This is a genomic window from Promicromonospora sp. NPDC050262 (assembly GCF_040655935.1).
Classification (GTDB): domain Bacteria; phylum Actinomycetota; class Actinomycetes; order Actinomycetales; family Cellulomonadaceae; genus Promicromonospora.
In genome coordinates, this window is the sequence record NZ_JBFAKX010000017.1 from 68,760 (window position 1) to 86,197 (window position 17,438).

General features: G+C 73.1%; 17 protein-coding genes. 8 read left to right on the top strand and 9 right to left on the bottom strand.

Features of this window, described 5'->3' with window-relative positions:
- Nucleotides 1–75 precede the first annotated feature (75 nt).
- Nucleotides 76–669 (top strand): hypothetical protein, encoded by a 594-nt coding sequence (locus tag AB0I29_RS22175; protein WP_357485865.1) that lies wholly within the window; start codon nt 76–78, stop codon nt 667–669.
- A 159-nt stretch (nt 670–828) separates the two neighbouring features.
- Nucleotides 829–1,467: a sigma-70 family RNA polymerase sigma factor gene (locus tag AB0I29_RS22180; protein ID WP_357485867.1), complete on the top strand. Its 639-nt coding sequence runs from the start codon at nt 829–831 to the stop codon at nt 1,465–1,467.
- A gap of 17 nt (nt 1,468–1,484) precedes the next feature.
- Here AB0I29_RS22180 and AB0I29_RS22185 read toward each other — a convergent pair whose 3' ends face one another.
- Nucleotides 1,485–2,273, bottom strand: a complete 789-nt coding sequence (locus AB0I29_RS22185) for a hypothetical protein (RefSeq protein WP_285105972.1) — start codon at nt 2,271–2,273, stop codon at nt 1,485–1,487.
- Between the two features lie 218 nt (nt 2,274–2,491).
- Here AB0I29_RS22185 and AB0I29_RS22190 point away from each other — a divergent pair, with 218 nt between their 5' ends.
- Nucleotides 2,492–5,161 carry a sigma-70 family RNA polymerase sigma factor gene (locus AB0I29_RS22190; protein ID WP_357485870.1) on the top strand — a complete coding sequence of 890 codons (2,670 nt, stop codon included), beginning with the start codon at nt 2,492–2,494 and terminating at the stop codon, nt 5,159–5,161.
- Here AB0I29_RS22190 and AB0I29_RS22195 read toward each other — a convergent pair.
- On the bottom strand, nt 5,139–7,664 hold the full coding sequence (locus tag AB0I29_RS22195; protein ID WP_357485872.1) for a LuxR C-terminal-related transcriptional regulator: 2,526 nt from the start codon (nt 7,662–7,664) through the stop codon (nt 5,139–5,141). The two genes, AB0I29_RS22190 and AB0I29_RS22195, sit on opposite strands and share 23 nt — an antisense overlap.
- A 490-nt stretch (nt 7,665–8,154) precedes the next feature.
- Complete coding sequence (locus AB0I29_RS22200; RefSeq protein WP_285105966.1) at nt 8,155–9,252, bottom strand: SDR family oxidoreductase; 1,098 nt, start codon at nt 9,250–9,252, stop codon at nt 8,155–8,157.
- Here AB0I29_RS22200 and AB0I29_RS22205 point away from each other — a divergent pair.
- Entirely contained in the window at nt 9,205–9,474 is a 270-nt protein-coding gene (locus tag AB0I29_RS22205) for a hypothetical protein (RefSeq protein WP_285105965.1), read from the top strand. The two genes, AB0I29_RS22200 and AB0I29_RS22205, sit on opposite strands and share 48 nt — an antisense overlap.
- Nucleotides 9,475–9,507: 33 nt before the next feature.
- Here the strand turns inward: AB0I29_RS22205 and AB0I29_RS22210 are convergent, their stop codons facing one another.
- The 3 genes from AB0I29_RS22210 to AB0I29_RS22220 form a co-directional block, all read right to left on the bottom strand.
- A complete protein-coding gene (locus tag AB0I29_RS22210) occupies nt 9,508–9,729 on the bottom strand; it encodes a hypothetical protein (protein WP_285105964.1) in 222 nt (73 codons plus the stop codon).
- Between the two features lie 334 nt (nt 9,730–10,063).
- A complete protein-coding gene (locus AB0I29_RS22215; RefSeq protein ID WP_357485876.1) occupies nt 10,064–10,990 on the bottom strand; it encodes a phosphotransferase in 927 nt (308 codons plus the stop codon).
- 66 nt (nt 10,991–11,056) lie between these two features.
- Nucleotides 11,057–11,698: a TetR/AcrR family transcriptional regulator gene (locus AB0I29_RS22220; protein WP_357485879.1), complete on the bottom strand. Its 642-nt coding sequence runs from the start codon at nt 11,696–11,698 to the stop codon at nt 11,057–11,059.
- A gap of 74 nt (nt 11,699–11,772) precedes the next feature.
- Between AB0I29_RS22220 and AB0I29_RS22225 the strand changes: the two genes are divergently transcribed.
- The 3 genes from AB0I29_RS22225 to AB0I29_RS22235 all read left to right on the top strand — a co-directional run bounded on the left by AB0I29_RS22225 (nt 11,773) and on the right by AB0I29_RS22235 (nt 14,377).
- On the top strand, nt 11,773–12,639 hold the full coding sequence (locus AB0I29_RS22225) for an oxidoreductase (RefSeq protein ID WP_285105958.1): 867 nt from the start codon (nt 11,773–11,775) through the stop codon (nt 12,637–12,639).
- Nucleotides 12,640–12,711: 72 nt separating this feature from the next.
- Nucleotides 12,712–13,602, top strand: a complete 891-nt coding sequence (locus AB0I29_RS22230; RefSeq protein ID WP_357485882.1) for an aldo/keto reductase — start codon at nt 12,712–12,714, stop codon at nt 13,600–13,602.
- Between the two features lie 25 nt (nt 13,603–13,627).
- Nucleotides 13,628–14,377, top strand: coding sequence for a hypothetical protein (locus AB0I29_RS22235; protein ID WP_357485884.1), 750 nt, complete (start codon nt 13,628–13,630; stop codon nt 14,375–14,377).
- Here the strand turns inward: AB0I29_RS22235 and AB0I29_RS22240 are convergent.
- Entirely contained in the window at nt 14,374–14,742 is a 369-nt protein-coding gene (locus AB0I29_RS22240) for a TraR/DksA family transcriptional regulator (RefSeq protein WP_357485885.1), read from the bottom strand. The genes AB0I29_RS22235 and AB0I29_RS22240 overlap by 4 nt on opposite strands.
- Before the next feature lie 66 nt (nt 14,743–14,808).
- Nucleotides 14,809–15,510 (bottom strand): NUDIX domain-containing protein, encoded by a 702-nt coding sequence (locus tag AB0I29_RS22245; protein WP_357485886.1) that lies wholly within the window; start codon nt 15,508–15,510, stop codon nt 14,809–14,811.
- 48 nt (nt 15,511–15,558) lie between these two features.
- Between AB0I29_RS22245 and AB0I29_RS22250 the strand changes: the two genes are divergently transcribed.
- Complete coding sequence (locus AB0I29_RS22250) at nt 15,559–16,317, top strand: DeoR/GlpR family DNA-binding transcription regulator (protein WP_357485887.1); 759 nt, start codon at nt 15,559–15,561, stop codon at nt 16,315–16,317.
- A gap of 48 nt (nt 16,318–16,365) precedes the next feature.
- Here the strand turns inward: AB0I29_RS22250 and AB0I29_RS22255 are convergent, their stop codons facing one another.
- A complete protein-coding gene (locus AB0I29_RS22255; RefSeq protein WP_357485888.1) occupies nt 16,366–17,409 on the bottom strand; it encodes an alcohol dehydrogenase catalytic domain-containing protein in 1,044 nt (347 codons plus the stop codon).
- Nucleotides 17,410–17,438 lie beyond the last annotated feature (29 nt).

Here is a 17,438-nt window from a genome sequence, read left to right on the forward strand (position 1 = left end):
CGACAGAGGTGGGTGGTCGCGGCACGGCTCGTGCCACGACCACCCACCTCGCTGATCCAGGGAGAAGACGTGCACGTGACGACGCCACCGCCGAACCCCGCCGTCCTGGCCGCCCAGAACCTCGCCGCGCGGCCACCCTGGCCACGTCGCGCCGCCGCCGCACTGCTCCGCCTGCTCGCGCTCGTGGCCCTGCTCGCCGGGGGAGCGGCGACCTTCCTGGTCGAGGAACGATTCCGGTTTGCCGAGGCGGCGTGGACCGCATGGGTGCTGGGCGGCCCGCTCGAGCGCCCGTCCCGGACGCTCACCACCGAACCGGTGTTCCTGTACCAGCAGGTACCCGGTGACGACGGGTCGTGGGCGGGGCTCGCTGTCACGACCGCGTGCACTGCCGCTTTCTACGTGGGTGGCGTGCTCGTGGTCGGCGGTCTCCTGCTGCTCTCGCGGCGTAACAGCGTGCCGCGCGTGCTCGCCGCGGCGTCGGCCGCCGTGGCACTTCTTGCCACGGTGAACACCGCCCGCATGATCCTGATCGCCGAGGCGCAGGCCCGCTGGGGCGCGCAGGGGTTCGGCTGGACGCACACCGTCGTCGGTTCGTTCCTGATGGTCGTGACGCTGGGCGTGTGCGCCGTGCTGTTCGCCCGGCTCGGCCTGCTGCGCCGCGGTAGCTGACCGCTCTCACCCCTTCTGACCAGGCGAATCACCCTCCCGATCACCTCTGTGGCGTGCGACACCATCAGCCGTCCGTCGCGTCTTCACCATCGCGCACACGGGTGCGCCGACGGCTCCGCCGGGACGTACCGGTGGGCCGTCGCGAGGAGGGGAGCTCAGATGTCGGTGACGACGGTGACGTGGCGGCAGGTGGTCGGTGTCTCGCAGAGGCCTGTCGGACGTCCGGAGAGCACGGCGGACGACCAGGACGACCCAGGCGACATCGAGCTCTTCGACCGGGCCCGGTCGGGCGACGTCGCGGCGATGGACCTGGTCTGGCGGCGTCATTACTCGTACGCGCTCAAGGTCGCACGCCGTTACACGCGGGACCTGGGCGACGCCGACGACCTGGCGGCGGAGGCGTTCGTCCGGATCCTGTCGTTGCTGCGCGAGGGGCGGGGGCCGCGAGAGTATGCGAAGACGTACGTGGCCCGCACGGTGCGGAACATCGCGACCGACCGCTCGCGCAAGAAGGTGCTTCCGACCACGGTGATCGACGAGGCACACGAGGTGCCCGCGCACGACGACACCGCGGTGGCCGTCCTGTCGTCCATGGAGCTCGCCGACGTGCTCGCGGGCCTGGCCGCGTGCCCGCCCCGCCAGCGGTACGCCCTGGAGCGCACGGTGTTCGAGGGAGTGTCCATCTCCGTGGTGGCCGCAGACCTGGGGATCTCGAAGAACGCCGTCGCGGCCCTGCTCGTGCGGGCCCGCGAATCGATCCGGCGGTTCGTCGCCCGGCGGATGCACGAGCAGTCCTGACCCCCTGACCCAGGGCACTACGAGGCCCCGTCCGCGACGACCAGCCTCCGCAGTGCCACTGGGTCGTCGGGCAGTGACCGCACGGTGATCCGCACCGGCGTGCGCAGCACACCCGCACCGTGCCGGGACAGCCGTGCCAAGGTGGTCCGGGCCACCTCGACGGCGGCCCGGACCTGGCCCCGGGGCTCCGACCAGCCGAGCACCATCGCCACGCCGTCGTGATAGCCGGCCGGCAGGTCGGCGTCGAAGGCCAGATGCACCGCCTCACCGAGCAGCACGTCACGCTCCCAGTGCGCGAGCTGGGTGGCCGCGCCGGCCGGCCCACGCGCACCGTCTTCGTCCCGGTCGAGCCTGCCGTCGAGGGTCACGAGCACGGGTGACCTCCCCTCGCGCGCGCTCTGGACGCCCGTGAGGACGTCGGTGGCGCGCTCCAGGAACTCCTCCCGGCGGGGCAACCCGCTCATCCCCGCATGCGCGGGCAGCTCGCCCAGGCCGGCATCGGCGGCCTCCCAGCCTGCCGCGAACGCCAGCAGGACCGAGGGGGGCACCGGTTTGACGTGCACCGCGTAGAGGGTGCTCACGTCGCGCAAACCCTCCGTGACACCGACGCCGCTCAGCGCTCGCGCCGTGCCCAGCGCCTCGGCGTACGTCTCGGCCGGCAGGTCGTTGAGCACGGCGTCGGCCAGTCGCACCGCGGCGGGCGCCGGCCAGTCGTCGGGCATGCGCCAGCCGTCGGCGAGCGAGCGTCTGCGCCAGCGTGCGCAGAGGGTGCCGAGGGCGTCGTCTCGTGCGGGTGTGGTGTCCATCGGGGGGCTAGACGGGACAACCACCCGTTGGTGACGCGCGCAAGCCAGGACGCCCCGGTCACCCCCCGGATCACCCCGCTGTGATATGCGTTTTGGGCGCTTTGCGACCTAAAATCCGAGGAAATCCGGCGTGCACGACGCCCGGTCCACAGAGGCCTGGGTGGGCAGCGTCATGCCCTCGTGCGGGCGCTACACCACGGCTTCAGGAGTGCGTACGCATGCTCGATCTGCCCCGTCCTGCTTCGGCACGGCGGTCGTCCCCGGCGGCACCGGTCTCCGACGAGGTCCTGCTCGACGACCTGCGCGCCGGCCAGGACCAGGCCTTCGCCGACCTCTACGTGCGGCACCGCCGCACGGCGTACGGCGTCGCACGGCAGGTGGTGGGGAGCGGTCCGGCCGTGGACGACGTCGTGGCCGACGCCTTCACGTCGCTGCTCTCGTCGGTCCGCGCCGGGCGCGGACCGACGACGAACGTCCGCTCGTACCTGCTGACCAGTGTGCGCAACGCCGCGATCGGCCACCTGCGGGCGCGGGAACGGACGGTGCCCGCCGAGGCCCAGGTGGTCGACCGCCCGCACCACGACGCCGACGCCCTGGTCGCGGCGGACGACGAGCACCGCGTGCGCCGGGCGTTCGCCGCTCTGCCGCCGCGCTGGCGCCGGGTGCTCTGGTACGCGGACGTGCACGACCTGGCCCCCGCCCACGTCGCCCCGATCCTCGGGATCTCGTCCAACGCCGTCTCCACGCTCGTCCGCCGCGCGCGGGAGCGGCTCCGGCGCGAATACCTGCAGGCACACCAGGACCGAGTGGCCCCCGGGTGCGAGGACTACTCGCCGCACCTGGCCCGGTACGTCGAGGAGACGCTGGCCGCGCCCCTGCAGCACCGGGTCGGGGTGCACGTGCTGGCGTGCGAGCACTGCACCGCCGCCGTCGAGCAGATGCGGGACCTCAGGCGCCGCATGCGCGCTGTGCTGCTCCCGTTCGGCCTGCCCGCCGCAGCGGTCGCGGAGCCGCGTGGCCGGCATGACCGGAGGCGTAGGAGAGGTTCGGGTTCCGGCGCGCTCGGCGCAGGAATGCTCGGTGTGGGCGCAGCGACGGCACTCGGTGGGTGGGTGGTGCAGGCTCTCCGACGGCCGTGGTGGCCCAGGCCACGCGGCACAGAGCAGGCTGTCCTGCTGCCGGTCCTGTTCCTGGCGATGAGCCTGCTCACGCTCGCGGCCGTCGCCTCGTCGGACGTGCTCGACCCGGCCGGCCGGATCGAGCCCCCGCCTGTGGCGGACGCCGGGACGGCCGGGCCGGACGCCACTCCGCCTCCAGAGCCCGGGGCACCCACCCCGAGCCGTCCCGGCGGCGGGCGTGACGGAGGCACTCCGCCGACCGGCACACCGCCGGCCGTGTGGCCCGGCGACGGACAAGCCCACGACAGGTGGCCGTTCGACCAGAGCTCGTGGGTGAGCGACGGCGGCACTGCGCAACCCGGGGCCAACGACCCGCGACCGGACCCGGGACCGCGGCCCGTGCCGGAACCCGGACCCGGGCCCGGGCAGACGCCGGCGCCGTCGGCCGCCCCGCCGCCGACCAATCCGACGCCCACGCCCACGCCCGAGCCGGAGCCGCTCGTCCTGGAGGTCGAATACGACGACCTGGGCGACCTGGTCCCTGGCCGGTCGGGCGTGCTGGGCGCCACCGTGCGCAACCCGACCGCGGACGCCACCGGCACCGTGTCGGTCGACGTGACCCTGCCTGCCGGGGTCGAGCTGGACGTGGCGGGCGGCAGCCGCGCCGTGTCCGGCTGGACCTGCGCCGCCGGGACGCCGGACGGCCCTGCCTGCACCGTCGACGGCGTCGCAGCGGGCGGGACGTCCACCCTGCTGGTGCCCGTGCTGGTCGGCGCTGACACCGCCGTAGGCGCCGCCGACCTCCGGCTGGACCTTCATGGTGACGGCGTCGCCCCCGCAGGAGTGGACGCGACCGTGCCCGTGAGCCAGAGCCCGTTCACAGCCCGCTATGTCGCGACCGGGCCCGTCGAGGTCGCCGTGGTCGGCGCACCCGTACTGCACTGCGACCCGGCGGAGGCCGGGTGTGCGGCCGTCGTCGACGGATCCGCCACCGGAGCCGCACAGAACAACAACGCGTGGAACATGGTGACCGTCGACGCCCTGGGCACGGGGAGTGCGTCCTCCACGGCCGAGCTGGCACTCCCTGCCGGGTCCGAGGTGGTGGCCGCCCGGCTCTACTGGTCGGGGAGGTGCGCGGGGGACGTCGCGCCCGTCCGGGTGGGCGCCCCGGGGGCCGTCGCGGAAGCCGTCGCCGGGCCGCTGAGCATGTATCGCAGCGGCCAGCGTTACCAGGCGAGCGCCGACGTGACCGGCCTCGTCCGCTCCGGCGGCGCCGGGACATGGGGCGTGGCCGACGTGTGCGCCACCGAGGGGGTCGGGGCGAACGCCGGTTGGGCGCTCGTGGTCCTGCACCGGCCCGCGGGCACCGGCGCGGCCGGTCGTGGGCTCGCGATCGTTTACGACGGGCTGATGGCCGTGTCGCCCTCCGCCGATCCGCCGCGGTTCGCGGTGGCGGGCCGGCCGGGTACAACGGCCCGGATCGGTGCCGTCGCCTGGGACGGCGACCGGTCCGGCGCGACGGACCGTCTCGAGCTGGACGGCACGCCGCTGGTCCCGATGCTCTGGGGTGGCGCCGGGGAGGTGGGTACAGGCTCGGCCGGGAACGCGTTCGACTCCACAGCCTGGGGCTCCGCGTATGCCAACGCGCTAGGGGTCGACGTCAAACCGTTCCAACCGGTGGCCATGGCGGCGCCGCGGGCGGAACTCGTCGCGGTGGGCGAGGCGGACGCGTACACGCTCGGCGTCGTCACGGTCGCGACGGGGAGCTAGGCGGGGCATCTGCGGGGTCTGCGCCGAGCCGTGCCCGGACCATCGGATCGAGCAGCCCCAGCTCGCGGGCTCGGCGGAGCGCGGACGTCCGGTCGTGCACCCCCAGACGCCGGTACAACTCGCGGATCTGCGTCTTGACCGTGTTACGTGACACGAATGACGCCTTGGCCACCTCGGTCGCGTTCAACCCCTCGGCCAGGCGGTGCAGCACTGCGAGCTGCCGGTCCGGGATCACCACGAACTCGACCGGAGCAGGCTCGCCGCGCCGGTACAGGACCTGCTCGATCCGCTCGCGTACCGGCGCCGGCGCGTCGTCCACGATACGGCGCAGCACGGCGGGCGACGCCCACCAGTACGGCAACGAGCCGCCCACCTCGTGCGCCAGTGCTGCTGCGCGCGACAGCTCACGGTGTACGCCGTCGCCGTCGGGCACGACCGCCAGGGCACACGCCGCCAGCAGATGCGCCTGGAGGCGTATGCCTGGCGTAGCCCCTGGGCTCGCAGCAGCCACATCCCGGAGCGCGTCGTGCGCCCGGCCCTGAGCCAGGTGGATATGGCCGTTGAGGAGCGCGGCGGCGGACGTCCGTGTGGTGAGCGCGTCGGCGACGACGACGGCCTGGGTGCCACGCCCGACCGCCAGGAGGAGCAGTCCCAGGTCGAGCGTGAGGAGCGGTGGGATCCGCACGCCGGTGTCGGTTCGGCCGCCGTCGGACGGGGCGAGCCCGCGCTGCGTGAGCACGTCCCGCAGCCGGTCCACGGCCGTCTCCTCCTGGCGGCGCAGCGCGGCGAGCGTCACCTCGGCGTGCAGCCCGGCGAACCACAGGTCCGTCCCGGCGGCTGCCCGCGCGGTTGCCAGGAGCGGGCCGGGCGGGTCGGCGTCGAGGTGTTCGAGCTGAACGAGGGCGGAGGCGAGGACCGCGGGGTCGCCCACGGCCTGCCGCCACCAGGCAGGCGGGTCGGGCAGCGCCGTGGCTTCGGCGGACCAGTCGGCCGCTGCCCGAACTCCTGAGTCGAGCGCGTGGATCAGGGCACTCAGCTCCGCCGCGGCGGCAGCCAGCGGCAGCGCGCCGGCCCCGACCGCCACCTGGTATGCGGTTTCCGTGCGTCGCAGGGACTCGTCGAGCAGACCAGTCTCGGCTGCGGCGAGGGCGGCTTGGAGCTCGACGAGCAGTCGTGCCACATCGGGTCCGCCGCCGGTGTCCAGCAGGCGGCGGGCCGCCCGCAGAGCGTCGTCGGACCGACCCGCCCTGCGGAGGCCTGCGACGTGGATGAACGTGGTGAGCGGGTCCTTGGGCTCGCTGCCGTCCAGCCTGTCGGGTGTGTGCCCGACATCGGGTCGACGGTTCCCGGGCGGTCGACCGGGCGTGAACCGGAGATCGCCGGGGCGACCCGGGAATCGGCGGGTCACGGACAGCAGGGCCCGCAGCTCGCCTGGCACGTGGGTAGCGGGGACGGAGGCTGCTGCGCCCCACAGGACTTCGTGCAAAGTGGCGTCGTGGCCGTCGAGGACGTGCGTCCACAGGCCCTGGAGCAGGTCGCGCACGAGCTCTGGGTCGCCGGACTCGAGTGCGACCAGGAGCGCCCCGCGTGCGTCCCCGGACTGCGCGCGCCTTCGGGCGGCCTTGGTGGCTCGCTGCGACAGTTCTTCACCGTCGCGGCCGCGCGCATAGTCGAGCAGGGCGCGGCGGGTGTGCGGCTCCAGTGCGAGGACGTCGTCCGGCCCGGCGGGGTCGTCGAGGATCAGGCCAGTGGCGACGAGCCGGTCGACGAACGTGCCGGCGGCCGGGAGTGGCGCGAGCAAGCCGGTGGCGAACAGCTCGGCCCGGCTGAACCGTGGGGCCAGGCCCGCCTCGACCAGGACGGTGATCGCCTCCTCGGGCAGCACACCGCGCACGTACGCGGCGCGCTGTGCCGCGGTCACCGACGAGACCGTCTCGTCGGTGACGGGGCCGTTGCCAGCGCTCGCACGACAGATCTCCCGCAGAGCCTGGTAGACCAATGGAGCCCACCCCGCCGTGGCCGTGACGAGGAAGCGGGCCTGAGACCGGGTGACCGACGTGCCGAGCGACGCTGCCGCGGCCTCTGCTTCATCGGCACGGACGGCGAGGTCGCGCAAGGTCAGCTCCGTGCGGCCGGAGACCGCGTCGGCCGCGTCACGAGCGCGCCCGAGGTGCGAGACCCTTGCCTGGCGATCGTCGCGTGCCCAGTCGTGGGCGGTCGGGACAGGGCCCGGCAGGGGCATCGCTGTCAACGCGACGACGCCGCCGCGCCGCAAGAGACTCGCGACCTGATCCACGAAGACCAGCCCGGGGCCGGATTCCGCGCCGAGCCGGTCGACGACCAGGAGTGCGTCGTGGGCGTCGAGGGTGGCGGCAACGGACCCGGGGGAGATCGCGTCGTGCTCGGGGACCTCGTCGGTGATGTGCCCGAGCCGGGCACGTATGGCTCGCCCGAGCGCGACGCTGTCCACGGCGTCGGACTCCGCGACGTCGACCCAGACCACGACCCGGCCGGCGCGGAGCTGCTGGTGGGACCAGAAGGCGACTGCCGTACGCCGACCGGCCCCACGCGGTGCACGCAGCAACACCAGCCGGGCGGCGTTCGTGGACAGCGCCTGGTCGAGGGCGCGCTCAAGATGGGGCCTACGATGCGCGCCAGGTGGGAGTGCGGGCAGGAGCCTCTCGGCGCGCAGGAGCGACCCTTGCAGGGCCGCGCCGCTCACTCGACAGGGCGGGCGGTTCTCCACTAGGCGGCTCGGGGCGGACGATGTGGCGGAGCAGTGCTCGCGCGCTTCCAGATCAGTGCTTCGATCACACTCGTGTAGGACGCGGCACCCTTCCCAACGTGTCGGGTGACCTGAGTCACACCACGGTCCGTGCCGTGTACCGGCCCACGCGTCGTCGCTCACCGCGCGGGAAGCCGTCGCACCCCTGCTCACGTGCCGGCGGGGGGAGGGAAGCCAGATCCAGGAACAACCTCCCCGGACATCACACCTAGGGCAGGATCGTGGGCACGAGGCCGCCGTCCACGCCGAGCGCTCGCCCCGTGGTGGCGGAGGAGTAGCCCGACGCGAGGTAGGTCACCAGGTGCGCGATCTCTTCCGGCCGGATCAACCGCCCGATGAGCGATCCGGCGACGCGGCCGTCCTCGATGAACTGGGCTTCCTGCTCCTCGCGGCTGAGTCCCGGATAGATGTCGTCCCACATGGCCAGGACGCCGTCGCTCATCGTCGGGCCCGCGAGCACGCTGTTCACCGTCACGCCTGTGCCGGCGAGGGCCTGCGCGTAGCCGCGCGCCACCGCGAGCTGCGCGGTCTTCGTCGTGCCGTAGTGCACCATGTTGGTCGGTGGTTGAACACCCGCCTCGCTGGAGATGAACACGACCCTTCCGTGACCGCGCGACGCCATCCCACGCGCGTAGTGCCTGGTGAGCCGGATCCCTGAGAGTACGTTGATCTCGAAGATCTCCCGCCACCCGGCGTCGTCGATGTCGAACACCGGGCGTGCCGGGAAGACGCCGGTGTTGTTGACGAGGATGTCGACCTCGGGCAGTTCCCTGACGAGGTGCTCAGCGCCCTCAGCGGTGCCGACGTCGGCGACGATCCCCGTTCCGCCGAGCTCCTGCGCGACGGACCTGACCCGCTCCGCGTCGCGGCCGTTGATCACGACGTCCGCTCCCGCTCGGGAGAGTGAGGTCGCGATCGCGCGGCCGATGCCGGCACTGGAACCGGTCACGAGTGCTACCCGTCCGGTCAGATCGATCTGCATCTGCGTTCCCCTTCGAGCCGCGGGAGAGGTGAGGACTGCGGTTGCCGCCGTACCGGCCGGAAGTCCATCGTGACAGCGGTCCTCAGAGGCCGCCTCCGCGTAGCGCACGGACGGTCTCGGAACGTCACCGGTGACCAGCGGTACGACCTGTTCCTGATCGAGTCCGCGACCGTCGACGTCGTGCGGGACGGCCACGGCCACCGCCACCAGAGACGGAAGGCCGACGAGATGGACCAGGCTGTCGGCCTGATCCGGAAGGCCGGTGCGGCGCTCCGCGTGCTCGCACGCGAGTTCGACGAGGTCGAGCGGGACCGCATCGATCACCTGCTGGACGACGACTACCTCGGGACGTTCGACTTCTTGTTCGACCACCGGTTCAACAACCGGACCTTCATGGACCGGATCGACGGCGCCGTCGACCGGGTGCACGAGACTCTCGGGATCGTCGAGCAGACGGACCAGAGAACCGGACGGCGGACGGCTGAGCTCGACGCGCAGCTCGCGGATCTCGGCCGGCGCCGGGAGCGGCTGCTCATGAGCCTCTGATTCCGGTGGCCGTTGCCGGTCACCAGACCCGTGTCACGACCTGTTGCCAGGCTGGTGGCCGCTGGCGAGCTCGTGGGCCTCGGCGGCGAGCTCGGGCCAGTCCTCGGGGTCCGAGATCGTTACCCAGTCGGCGCCGGGGTCGTGCCTGAGGAGCTCCGCGATCCCACGCTTGATCAGATCGTCCGCGCGGCCGGCGGGCAGACGGACGGCGAGCGAGCTGCCCGCAAGGAACGCGAACGCTGTCTGATGGACCACGAGGGCTCCTTCACGCACGGTGACGTCGCGGTCGGGGTCCTGTTCGAGGGCGGTTCTGAGAGCTTCGTATCGGGCGTCCATGGTCATCGTGCTGTCTCCTGTCGTGCACCTGGCGTGGTCTGACGGCCATCTGGTCGATCCTATGGCTCGGCCTCCGAACCGTCCGGGGTCGGCCTTCGCCAGGACGGGCCGATGCCGGCCACCAGCCAGCGGCAGCGCCGACGATGCAGGTGCGGGCCGTCGGCCGCGCCAGCGGACGCTCGTCGGCGACAGCCCGTCCGCAGGGCTCGCACCGGCCGTGGCTTCCCCGGCCGCGGCCGGGTGCCGCCCCTGGCTACGCGCCCGCCCGGCGCAGGCGTTCGGCAGCCTGCGCCCTGAACGCGTCGCGGGAGGCGACGCCGCCCAGTCCCTCCTGGAGGTTGTAGGCGGCCATCCAGAGGCCGGCCGCCCAGGCGACCTCCTGCTCCTGGGAGCCGAACGGACGACCCCGGGCGTCCTGGTAGGCCGCCAAGAACGCCTCGGAGCTCTCGATCGGGGCCATCACGGGCGGCCCGTCGCTGGCGAAGGCCCCGCTCGCCGCTCCCACCAGCGCCGCCTCCGGTTGCCACGCGAGACTGTCCCAGTCGTGCACCGTCCGCACCTGCCTGCCGACCCACCGGAGGTTCTGCGCCTCGAAGTCGGCGTGGCCGAGCACGGACGGCAGGTCGGCGGCGAGCAACCGCCGTCTGGCCCGCTCGGCGGCGTCGACGTCGGACGCGCGCAGGGCCCCGTCGGCCCGGCCACCGGGTTGGTCGTGCGTGGTGCCGTCGGTCGCGGGCCATACCCCGCCGTCGGTGTGGTCCCAGCGCACCCACGGCGGATTGGGCAGCGGCGGCGGGACGGTCACGTCCGCCAGCTCGGCCATGAGCCAGGCGAACAGGCGCGCGCAGCGCACGGCGATCTCCGGCGACGTCCCGTGCAGGATCTCGCCGTCGGGCCGGAACTCCTCGGCGTGCACGGCCAGCGAACCCACGCGGGTCGCCGGCGTGAGCGGCCGGGCGCACGGGAAGCCGCGCTCGGACATACGGGCCTGCGCCGCGACACAGGACGCGGCGCGGCCGTCGTCGGGACGCGCCTTGACCACCACGTCCGTGCCGTCGCGCAGGCGGAGACCGAGCACCGTCGAGACCTGGTGCACCCGCAGGAGCACACCGTCGGGCGTGCTTCCGAGCTGATCCGCGCACCATCGGGGCAGCCAGTCCGGGAGGTCGGTCGTCGGCACACGACGACTCTCCCATGGGCGTCCGTGTGTACGCACGGACGTCGTGGTGACGACGGCAGGGCACGTCTACGTGCCCTGCCGGCTCCCGGTGCCGACGGGCAGGCCCAGCGTCGACAGCCAGACGTGGGCCAGGGTGGCGGCGGTCTCGTCCACCAGGCCCCCCGTGACGGCCGCCTGGTAGAAGGCCCGTTCGGTCATCCAGACCAGCGCGCTGACGACGGCGGCGGCGTCGTGCGGCCCCGGGCCGTGCGGCACGCCGGCGCGCTCGGCGACACCGCGCATCGTGTCCGCGAGCGCGACGACCGCCGACCGCCACAGCTGCTCGACCGCGGGAACCGACGGCGAGAGCTCCACCGCGGCCCGCATGACGGTCCCGTGCTCGCGCCACATCCGGGCGGTCCACGCGATCCCCTGGCGCACGGCGTCCTCGGGGGCCACGCCGTCGTCGGTACCGTCGATCTCGGCGCGGAGCCGGGTGACCGTCCGCTCGACCAGGGCGGCGAGGACCTCGTTCTTGGAGCCGAAGTAGAAGTACAGGGCCCCGCGGGTGATCCCGGCCGCCTGAGCGATGGTCGCGACGGTCATGGCGTCGTACCCGTCGGCGGCCAGCTGCCGCTCGGCCGCGTCGAGGATCGCCCGCTCGCGCAGGTCGCCCTTGGTCGGTGTCGCGCGCCGGCGACGTCCGCGCGCCCCTACTTCGTCGTCCACCCCGTCACCCTACCCGCCGTCGAACATAATTGACACTGTGTCGACTATTGTCGGCGCGATGTAGACTCGTCGTCATGACAGACAACCACAGCACGAAGATCTTCATCGTCACCGGCGCGAGCTCCGGGCTCGGCCGGGCGATGGCGCAGGCGGCGCTCGACGCCGGTCACACCGTCGTGGGAACCGTCCGCAGGCAGGCCGACGCCGAGGCGTTCGAGGCCCTGGCTCCGGGCCGATCGGTCGCCCGCACCCTCGACGTCACGGACGACGACGCGGTCTTGCGGACCGTCGACGAGATCGAGGACGCGGTCGGGCCGGTCGACGTCGCCATCGCCAACGCCGGGTACGGGCACGAGGGGATCTTCGAGGAGTCGACGATGGCCGACCTGCGCCGGCAGTTCGAGGTGAACGTCTACGGCACGGTCGCGTTCGTCAAGGCCGTCCTGCCGCACATGCGCGAGCGCCGCCGCGGGCACATCCTCGGCGTCACGTCGATGGCCGGACTGATCACCGTTCCCGGCACGTCCTTCTACCAGGGCAGCAAGTACGCCGTCGAGGGCATCCTGGAGACCGTCGGCAAGGAGGTCGCGCCCTTCGGGATCCACGTGACCGCCGTCGCGCCGGGATCGTTCCGCACCGACTGGGCGGGCCGTTCCATGGTCCGCGCGGAGCGTTCCGTCCCGGACTACGACCAGGTCATGACGCCGGTCCGGGAGCGCCGGCTGGCGGCGGACGGCCGCCAGCTCGGCAACCCGCGGGCCGCCGGCGAGGCGGTCCTGAAGATCGTCGGCGTCCCGAACCCGCCCGCCCACCTGGTGCTGGGCTCCGACGCGCTGCGCCTGGTCGCCAACGGCCGCGCCGCCGTCGACCAGGAGATCCAGCAGTGGGCGGAGCTGTCCCGCACCACGGACTTCCCGGACGGCGCACAGCTTCCCGGCTGACGGCGGGGGACGGGACTTCGGGGTAACGGCAGGGCCTCCCACTGCGGCCGGGCCGTACGTAGCGTGGAGGTCATGACGAACTCCATCCCCACCCTGAACCTGAACAACGGCGTGGCGCTGCCCGCCCTGGGGTACGGCGTCTTCCAGACCCCGCCCGACGAGACGGTCGCGGCTGTCGAGGCCGCGTTGAGCGTCGGCTACCGGCACGTCGACACGGCTGCGGCCTACGGCAACGAGCGTGAGGTCGGCGAGGCGATCCGTCGCTCCGGCGTCGACCGGTCCGAGATCTTCGTCGAGACGAAGGTCTGGATCAGCGACTACGGGTACGACGCCACGCTGCACGCGTTCGACAAGAGCGCGGGCAAGCTCGGCGTCGAGACGATCGACCTGCTGATCCTGCACCAGCCGCTGCCGAGCCGGTTCGACCTGACGATCGAGGCCTACCGCGCGCTGGAGACCCTGCTGGCCGACCGGAAGGTGCGCGCGATCGGTGTCAGCAACTTCATGCCGGACCACCTGGAGCGGCTCGGCGAGGCGACCACGGTGGTGCCGGCCGTGAACCAGGTGGAGGTGCACCCCTACTTCCGGCAGCCCGAGGTGCTCGCCGCGGACGCTGCCGCCGGGATCCTCACCCAGGCGTGGTCGCCCATCGGCGGCATCACGTTCTACCGCGACGCCGGCCACACCAGCACGCTGGAGGACGCCACGATCGTCGGCATCGCGAAGACCCACGACAAGACGCCGGCCCAGGTGATGCTGCGCTGGCACCTGCAGCAGGGCCGCTCCGCCATCCCCAAGTCGGTCACGCCGCACCGCATCGCGGAGAACTTCGACGTGTTCGACTTCGAGCTGTCCGGCACGGAGCTGGCCGCGATCGACGCCCTGGACACCGGACGCCGCGGTGGTCCCGAGCCCGCCGACGTCACGCTGGAGACCTTCGGCCGCGAGATCCCGGAAGCCTGACCGGTATGTGCCCTATGTTTCTCGCGTGACGACCCCATCAGCCCTGCACGAGCTCTGGCACGACCCCGAGTTCTGGGCGCGGTACACCTTCGCCCATGAGGACGGCCCGGGCGCGGACCGGCTCGGTGCCCTCCAGGATCTGCTGGACGAGCACGATGACCTTGACGACGACGTCGACGACGAGGACGACACGTCGCTCGACGTGGCCTTCGAGGTCGACGCCGGCCACCACGTCGTGCTGAGCATCGACGTCTCCATCGACCTCCACAGCCTCGGCGTCACCACGCCCGGCACCACCGAGCCGGCCGAGCTCGGCTGGGACGACCTCGCGCACTGGCACCCGTACGCGCTGCGCTGGTCGGAGCTCGACCTGATCTGCCGGGCGATCGCCGCGAGGAACCCCGAGCTGCCCCCGGGCGCGGCGCTGGCCCTGCTGTGCCGCTTCGCCGCCGTCTTCGACGACGACGACGTGGACCAGGCCCTCGCCGCCGTCGACGAGGCGTACGCCGCGCTGCGCCCCGCGGACTGGGCGGGCTACTGGCCGCGCGGCACCGACTGGCTCGAACGCGCCGACTTCCGCGGCGAGAACGTCACGTGGCAGCGCGACGAGGCCGGCAACCTGTGGACCGGCGAGCGTGACGTCGACGCCGAACCCTTCTACAGCACCCGGATCGGGCCGGACACCGGCGCGGGCGACGGCTTTCCCCACGCCCAGCTCCGGGCCGTGCTGGACGCCGCGACGGCGACGCTCGCCCGGTCGGCGACGTCTGGCTAGCCCGCGGAACCCGCCTGGCCCGCGGCGGCGCAGGTGATGCAGGTGCGGGCCGTCGGTCGCGCCAGCAGGCGCTCGCGGCCGATGGCTCGTCCGCAGCGCTCGCAGCGGCCGTAGGTGCCGGCGGCGATCCGCGTGAGTGCGGTGTCGACGTCGGCCAGGTGCTCCGTCGCCGTGGCCAGCAGCGTGCTCGCCTGCGAGCGCTCGAAGGCGATCGTGGACCCCTCGGGATCGTGCTCGTCGTCGGACGCGGAGAGCTGTGTCGCCTCCACCATCGAGGCGATGCTCCCGGTCAGGGAGGCGATCAGCTCGGACGTCCGCTCGCGGTCGGCGACCAGCAGCCCGCGCACCTCGGTGATCGGATCCATCGCCCTGCCGCCCTCTCCTCCCGACGAGCCCTGCTCATGATGGGCCCTTCTCATGTTGGACCCTGCTCACGATGATGCGGGCGGCGCGAACGGTCCGTCCAGCGCCGCCCACTGCAGGAGCAGGATGGTCTTGCCGTCGACGATGCGGCCGTCGCGAGCCATGGCGAGGGCCTCCGCGAAGGGCACCTCCAGGACCTCGATGTCCTCACCGTCCTCCTCGAGCCCTCCGCCGGCCCCGGTCCGGTCGGCCGGCGTGTAGGGGGCGGCGTAGTGGTGGAGGCGTTCGGTGACGGAACCGGGGCTCATGTAGGCGTCGAGGACGTGGGTGAGCTCCCCGAGCGTGACGCCGAGCTCCTCCGCGCTCTCCCGGCGGATCGCGGTGTCGGGGTCGTCGGCGTCGAGCAGTCCGGCGGCCGCCTCGACGAGCATGCCGTCGGGGTGCCCGTCGACGTAGGCCGGGTAGCGGAACTGACGGGTCAGCAGCACGCAGCCGCGTGCGACGTCGTAGGGCAGGACGACGGCGCCGTTGCCGCGATCGTACGTCTCGCGCTGCTGGGACTCCCACCGCCCGTCGCGGCGCCGGTAGTCGAACGTGGTGCGCCGCAGGACGTGCCAGCCCCGGGAGGTGAGCTCGACGTCGCGGACCACGACGCCGGGGTTGCGGTCCAGGCCGCGCCCGGCCTGGTCGAGGCCCGTGCGACCCCGGTGGTCGGGCACGTCGACGCCGGGGCGGTTCGTCACGTGCAGGGGCTGAGGCTTGTCGGTCACGAGTGCTACCGTACATGCAGAAACGTGCAACAACGGGAGAGAATGCGGATGCTGGCTGCTGAACGTCGAGATCACCTGCTCGGAGTGCTGGCCCGCGACGGCAAGGTGGTGGCCAAGGACGTGGCCGCCGACCTGGGGATCTCCGAGGACAGCGTGCGGCGCGACCTGCGGGACCTGGCCGCCGAGGGCCTCGTCCAGCGTGTCTACGGCGGCGCGCTCCCGGTCTCGCCGGCAGTCGTCGACTACGCGACCCGGCAGTCCGTCGCTCCCGACGGCAAGCGTGCGGTCGCCTCGGTCGCCGCCGGCCTGGTGCGTCCGGGTGGGGCGGTGATCCTCGACGGCGGCACCACGGCGCTCGCCGTCGCCAGGGCGCTCCCGCCGGACCTGGGATGCACCGTGATCACGCACAGCCCGACCATCGCGGTGGCCCTGCTCGACCACCCGGGCGCGGAGATCTTCCTGCTCGGCGGTCGGGTCTTCAAGCACTCGGCGGTCGCCTACGGCGCGGCCGCCGTCGAGGCGGCGCAGAACGTCTCCGCGGACCTCTGCCTGCTCGGCGTCACGGGGGTGCATCCCGAGGCGGGCCTGACCACGGGGGACGCGGAGGAGGCGGCGATGAAGCGTGCTCTGTCGGCGCGGGCCGCGGAGACCTACGTCCTCGCCTCGTCGGAGAAGATCGGGACGGCCTCGCGGTTCCGGGTGCTGCCCTGGGAGCGGGTCACCGGGGTGATCACCGACGCCGACCCGCACGACGCGGTCGTCCGGCAGGTCCAGGAGCTGGGCGTGGAGGTCCTGACCGCCGGTTGAGACCTCGGGCGACCGCGCCGACGGGAGGTCGGCGCGGTCGCCTCTGCGTCAGACGGTGACGAGCACCTTGAGCGCCTCGCGCGCGTCCATCGCCGCGTACCCCGCGGGCACCTCGTCGATCGAGAGGGTGCGGTCGAACACCCTGCCGGGCTCGATGGTGCCGTCGAGGACGAGCGGGACGGCCTGCTCGATGTAGGCGCGGACCGGGGCGGGCCCGCCGGTCAGCGTGATGTTCTTGCCGAACAGCGAGCCGAAGCCGACGGGCGCGTCCTCGTACTGCGGCACGCCGACGCGGGAGATGACGCCGCCGGCCCGCACGACCCCCACGGACTGCGTGTAGGCGGGCATGTGGCCCACGGCCTCCAGCACGACGTGGGAGCCCTCGCCGCCGGTCAGGTCGACGACCTGCTGGATGCCCTCCTCGCCGCGCTCGGCGACGACGTCGGTCGCGCCCCACTCCCGGCCCAGGTCGGTACGCGCCATATGGCGGCCCATGAGGATGATGCGCTCGGCGCCGAACTGCTTCGCGGCGAGCACCGCGGAGAGGCCCACGGCGCCGTCCCCGATCACGGTGACCGTCTGGCCCGGCCGGACGCGTGCCATGAACGCGGCGTGGTAGCCGGTGAGGTAGACGTCCGAGAGCGTCAGCAGCGAGGGCAGGACCGCCTCGTCCTTCTCGGTCACGCCGGGCACGGGCACGAGGCTGCCGTCGGCGAGCGGGATGCGGGCGAGCTCGGCCTGCAGGCCGGGGGTCTGCGGGGTCGCGTAGAAGCCGCCGTGCGGGCAGGCGGTCTGGAAGCCGTCCCGGCAGATCGGGCAGGTGTTGTCCGCGAACGCGAACGGCGCGATCACGAGGTCGCCCGGGCGGACGGCGGTGACGGCGGAGCCGACCTCCTCGACGACGGCGAGCAGCTCGTGCCCCATGGTCTGGCCGTGCTCGGTGCCCGGCATCGAGTGGTAGGGGTGCAGGTCGGAGCCGCAGATGCAGGTGCGCACGGTGCGCACGACGGCGTCGGTGGGCAGCCGGACGGTCGGGTCGGCGACGGTTTCGACGCGGACGTCGCCCGCGCCGTACATGACGGTGGCCTTCATGGTGTGTGGTCCCTCGGTCGGTGCGGTGT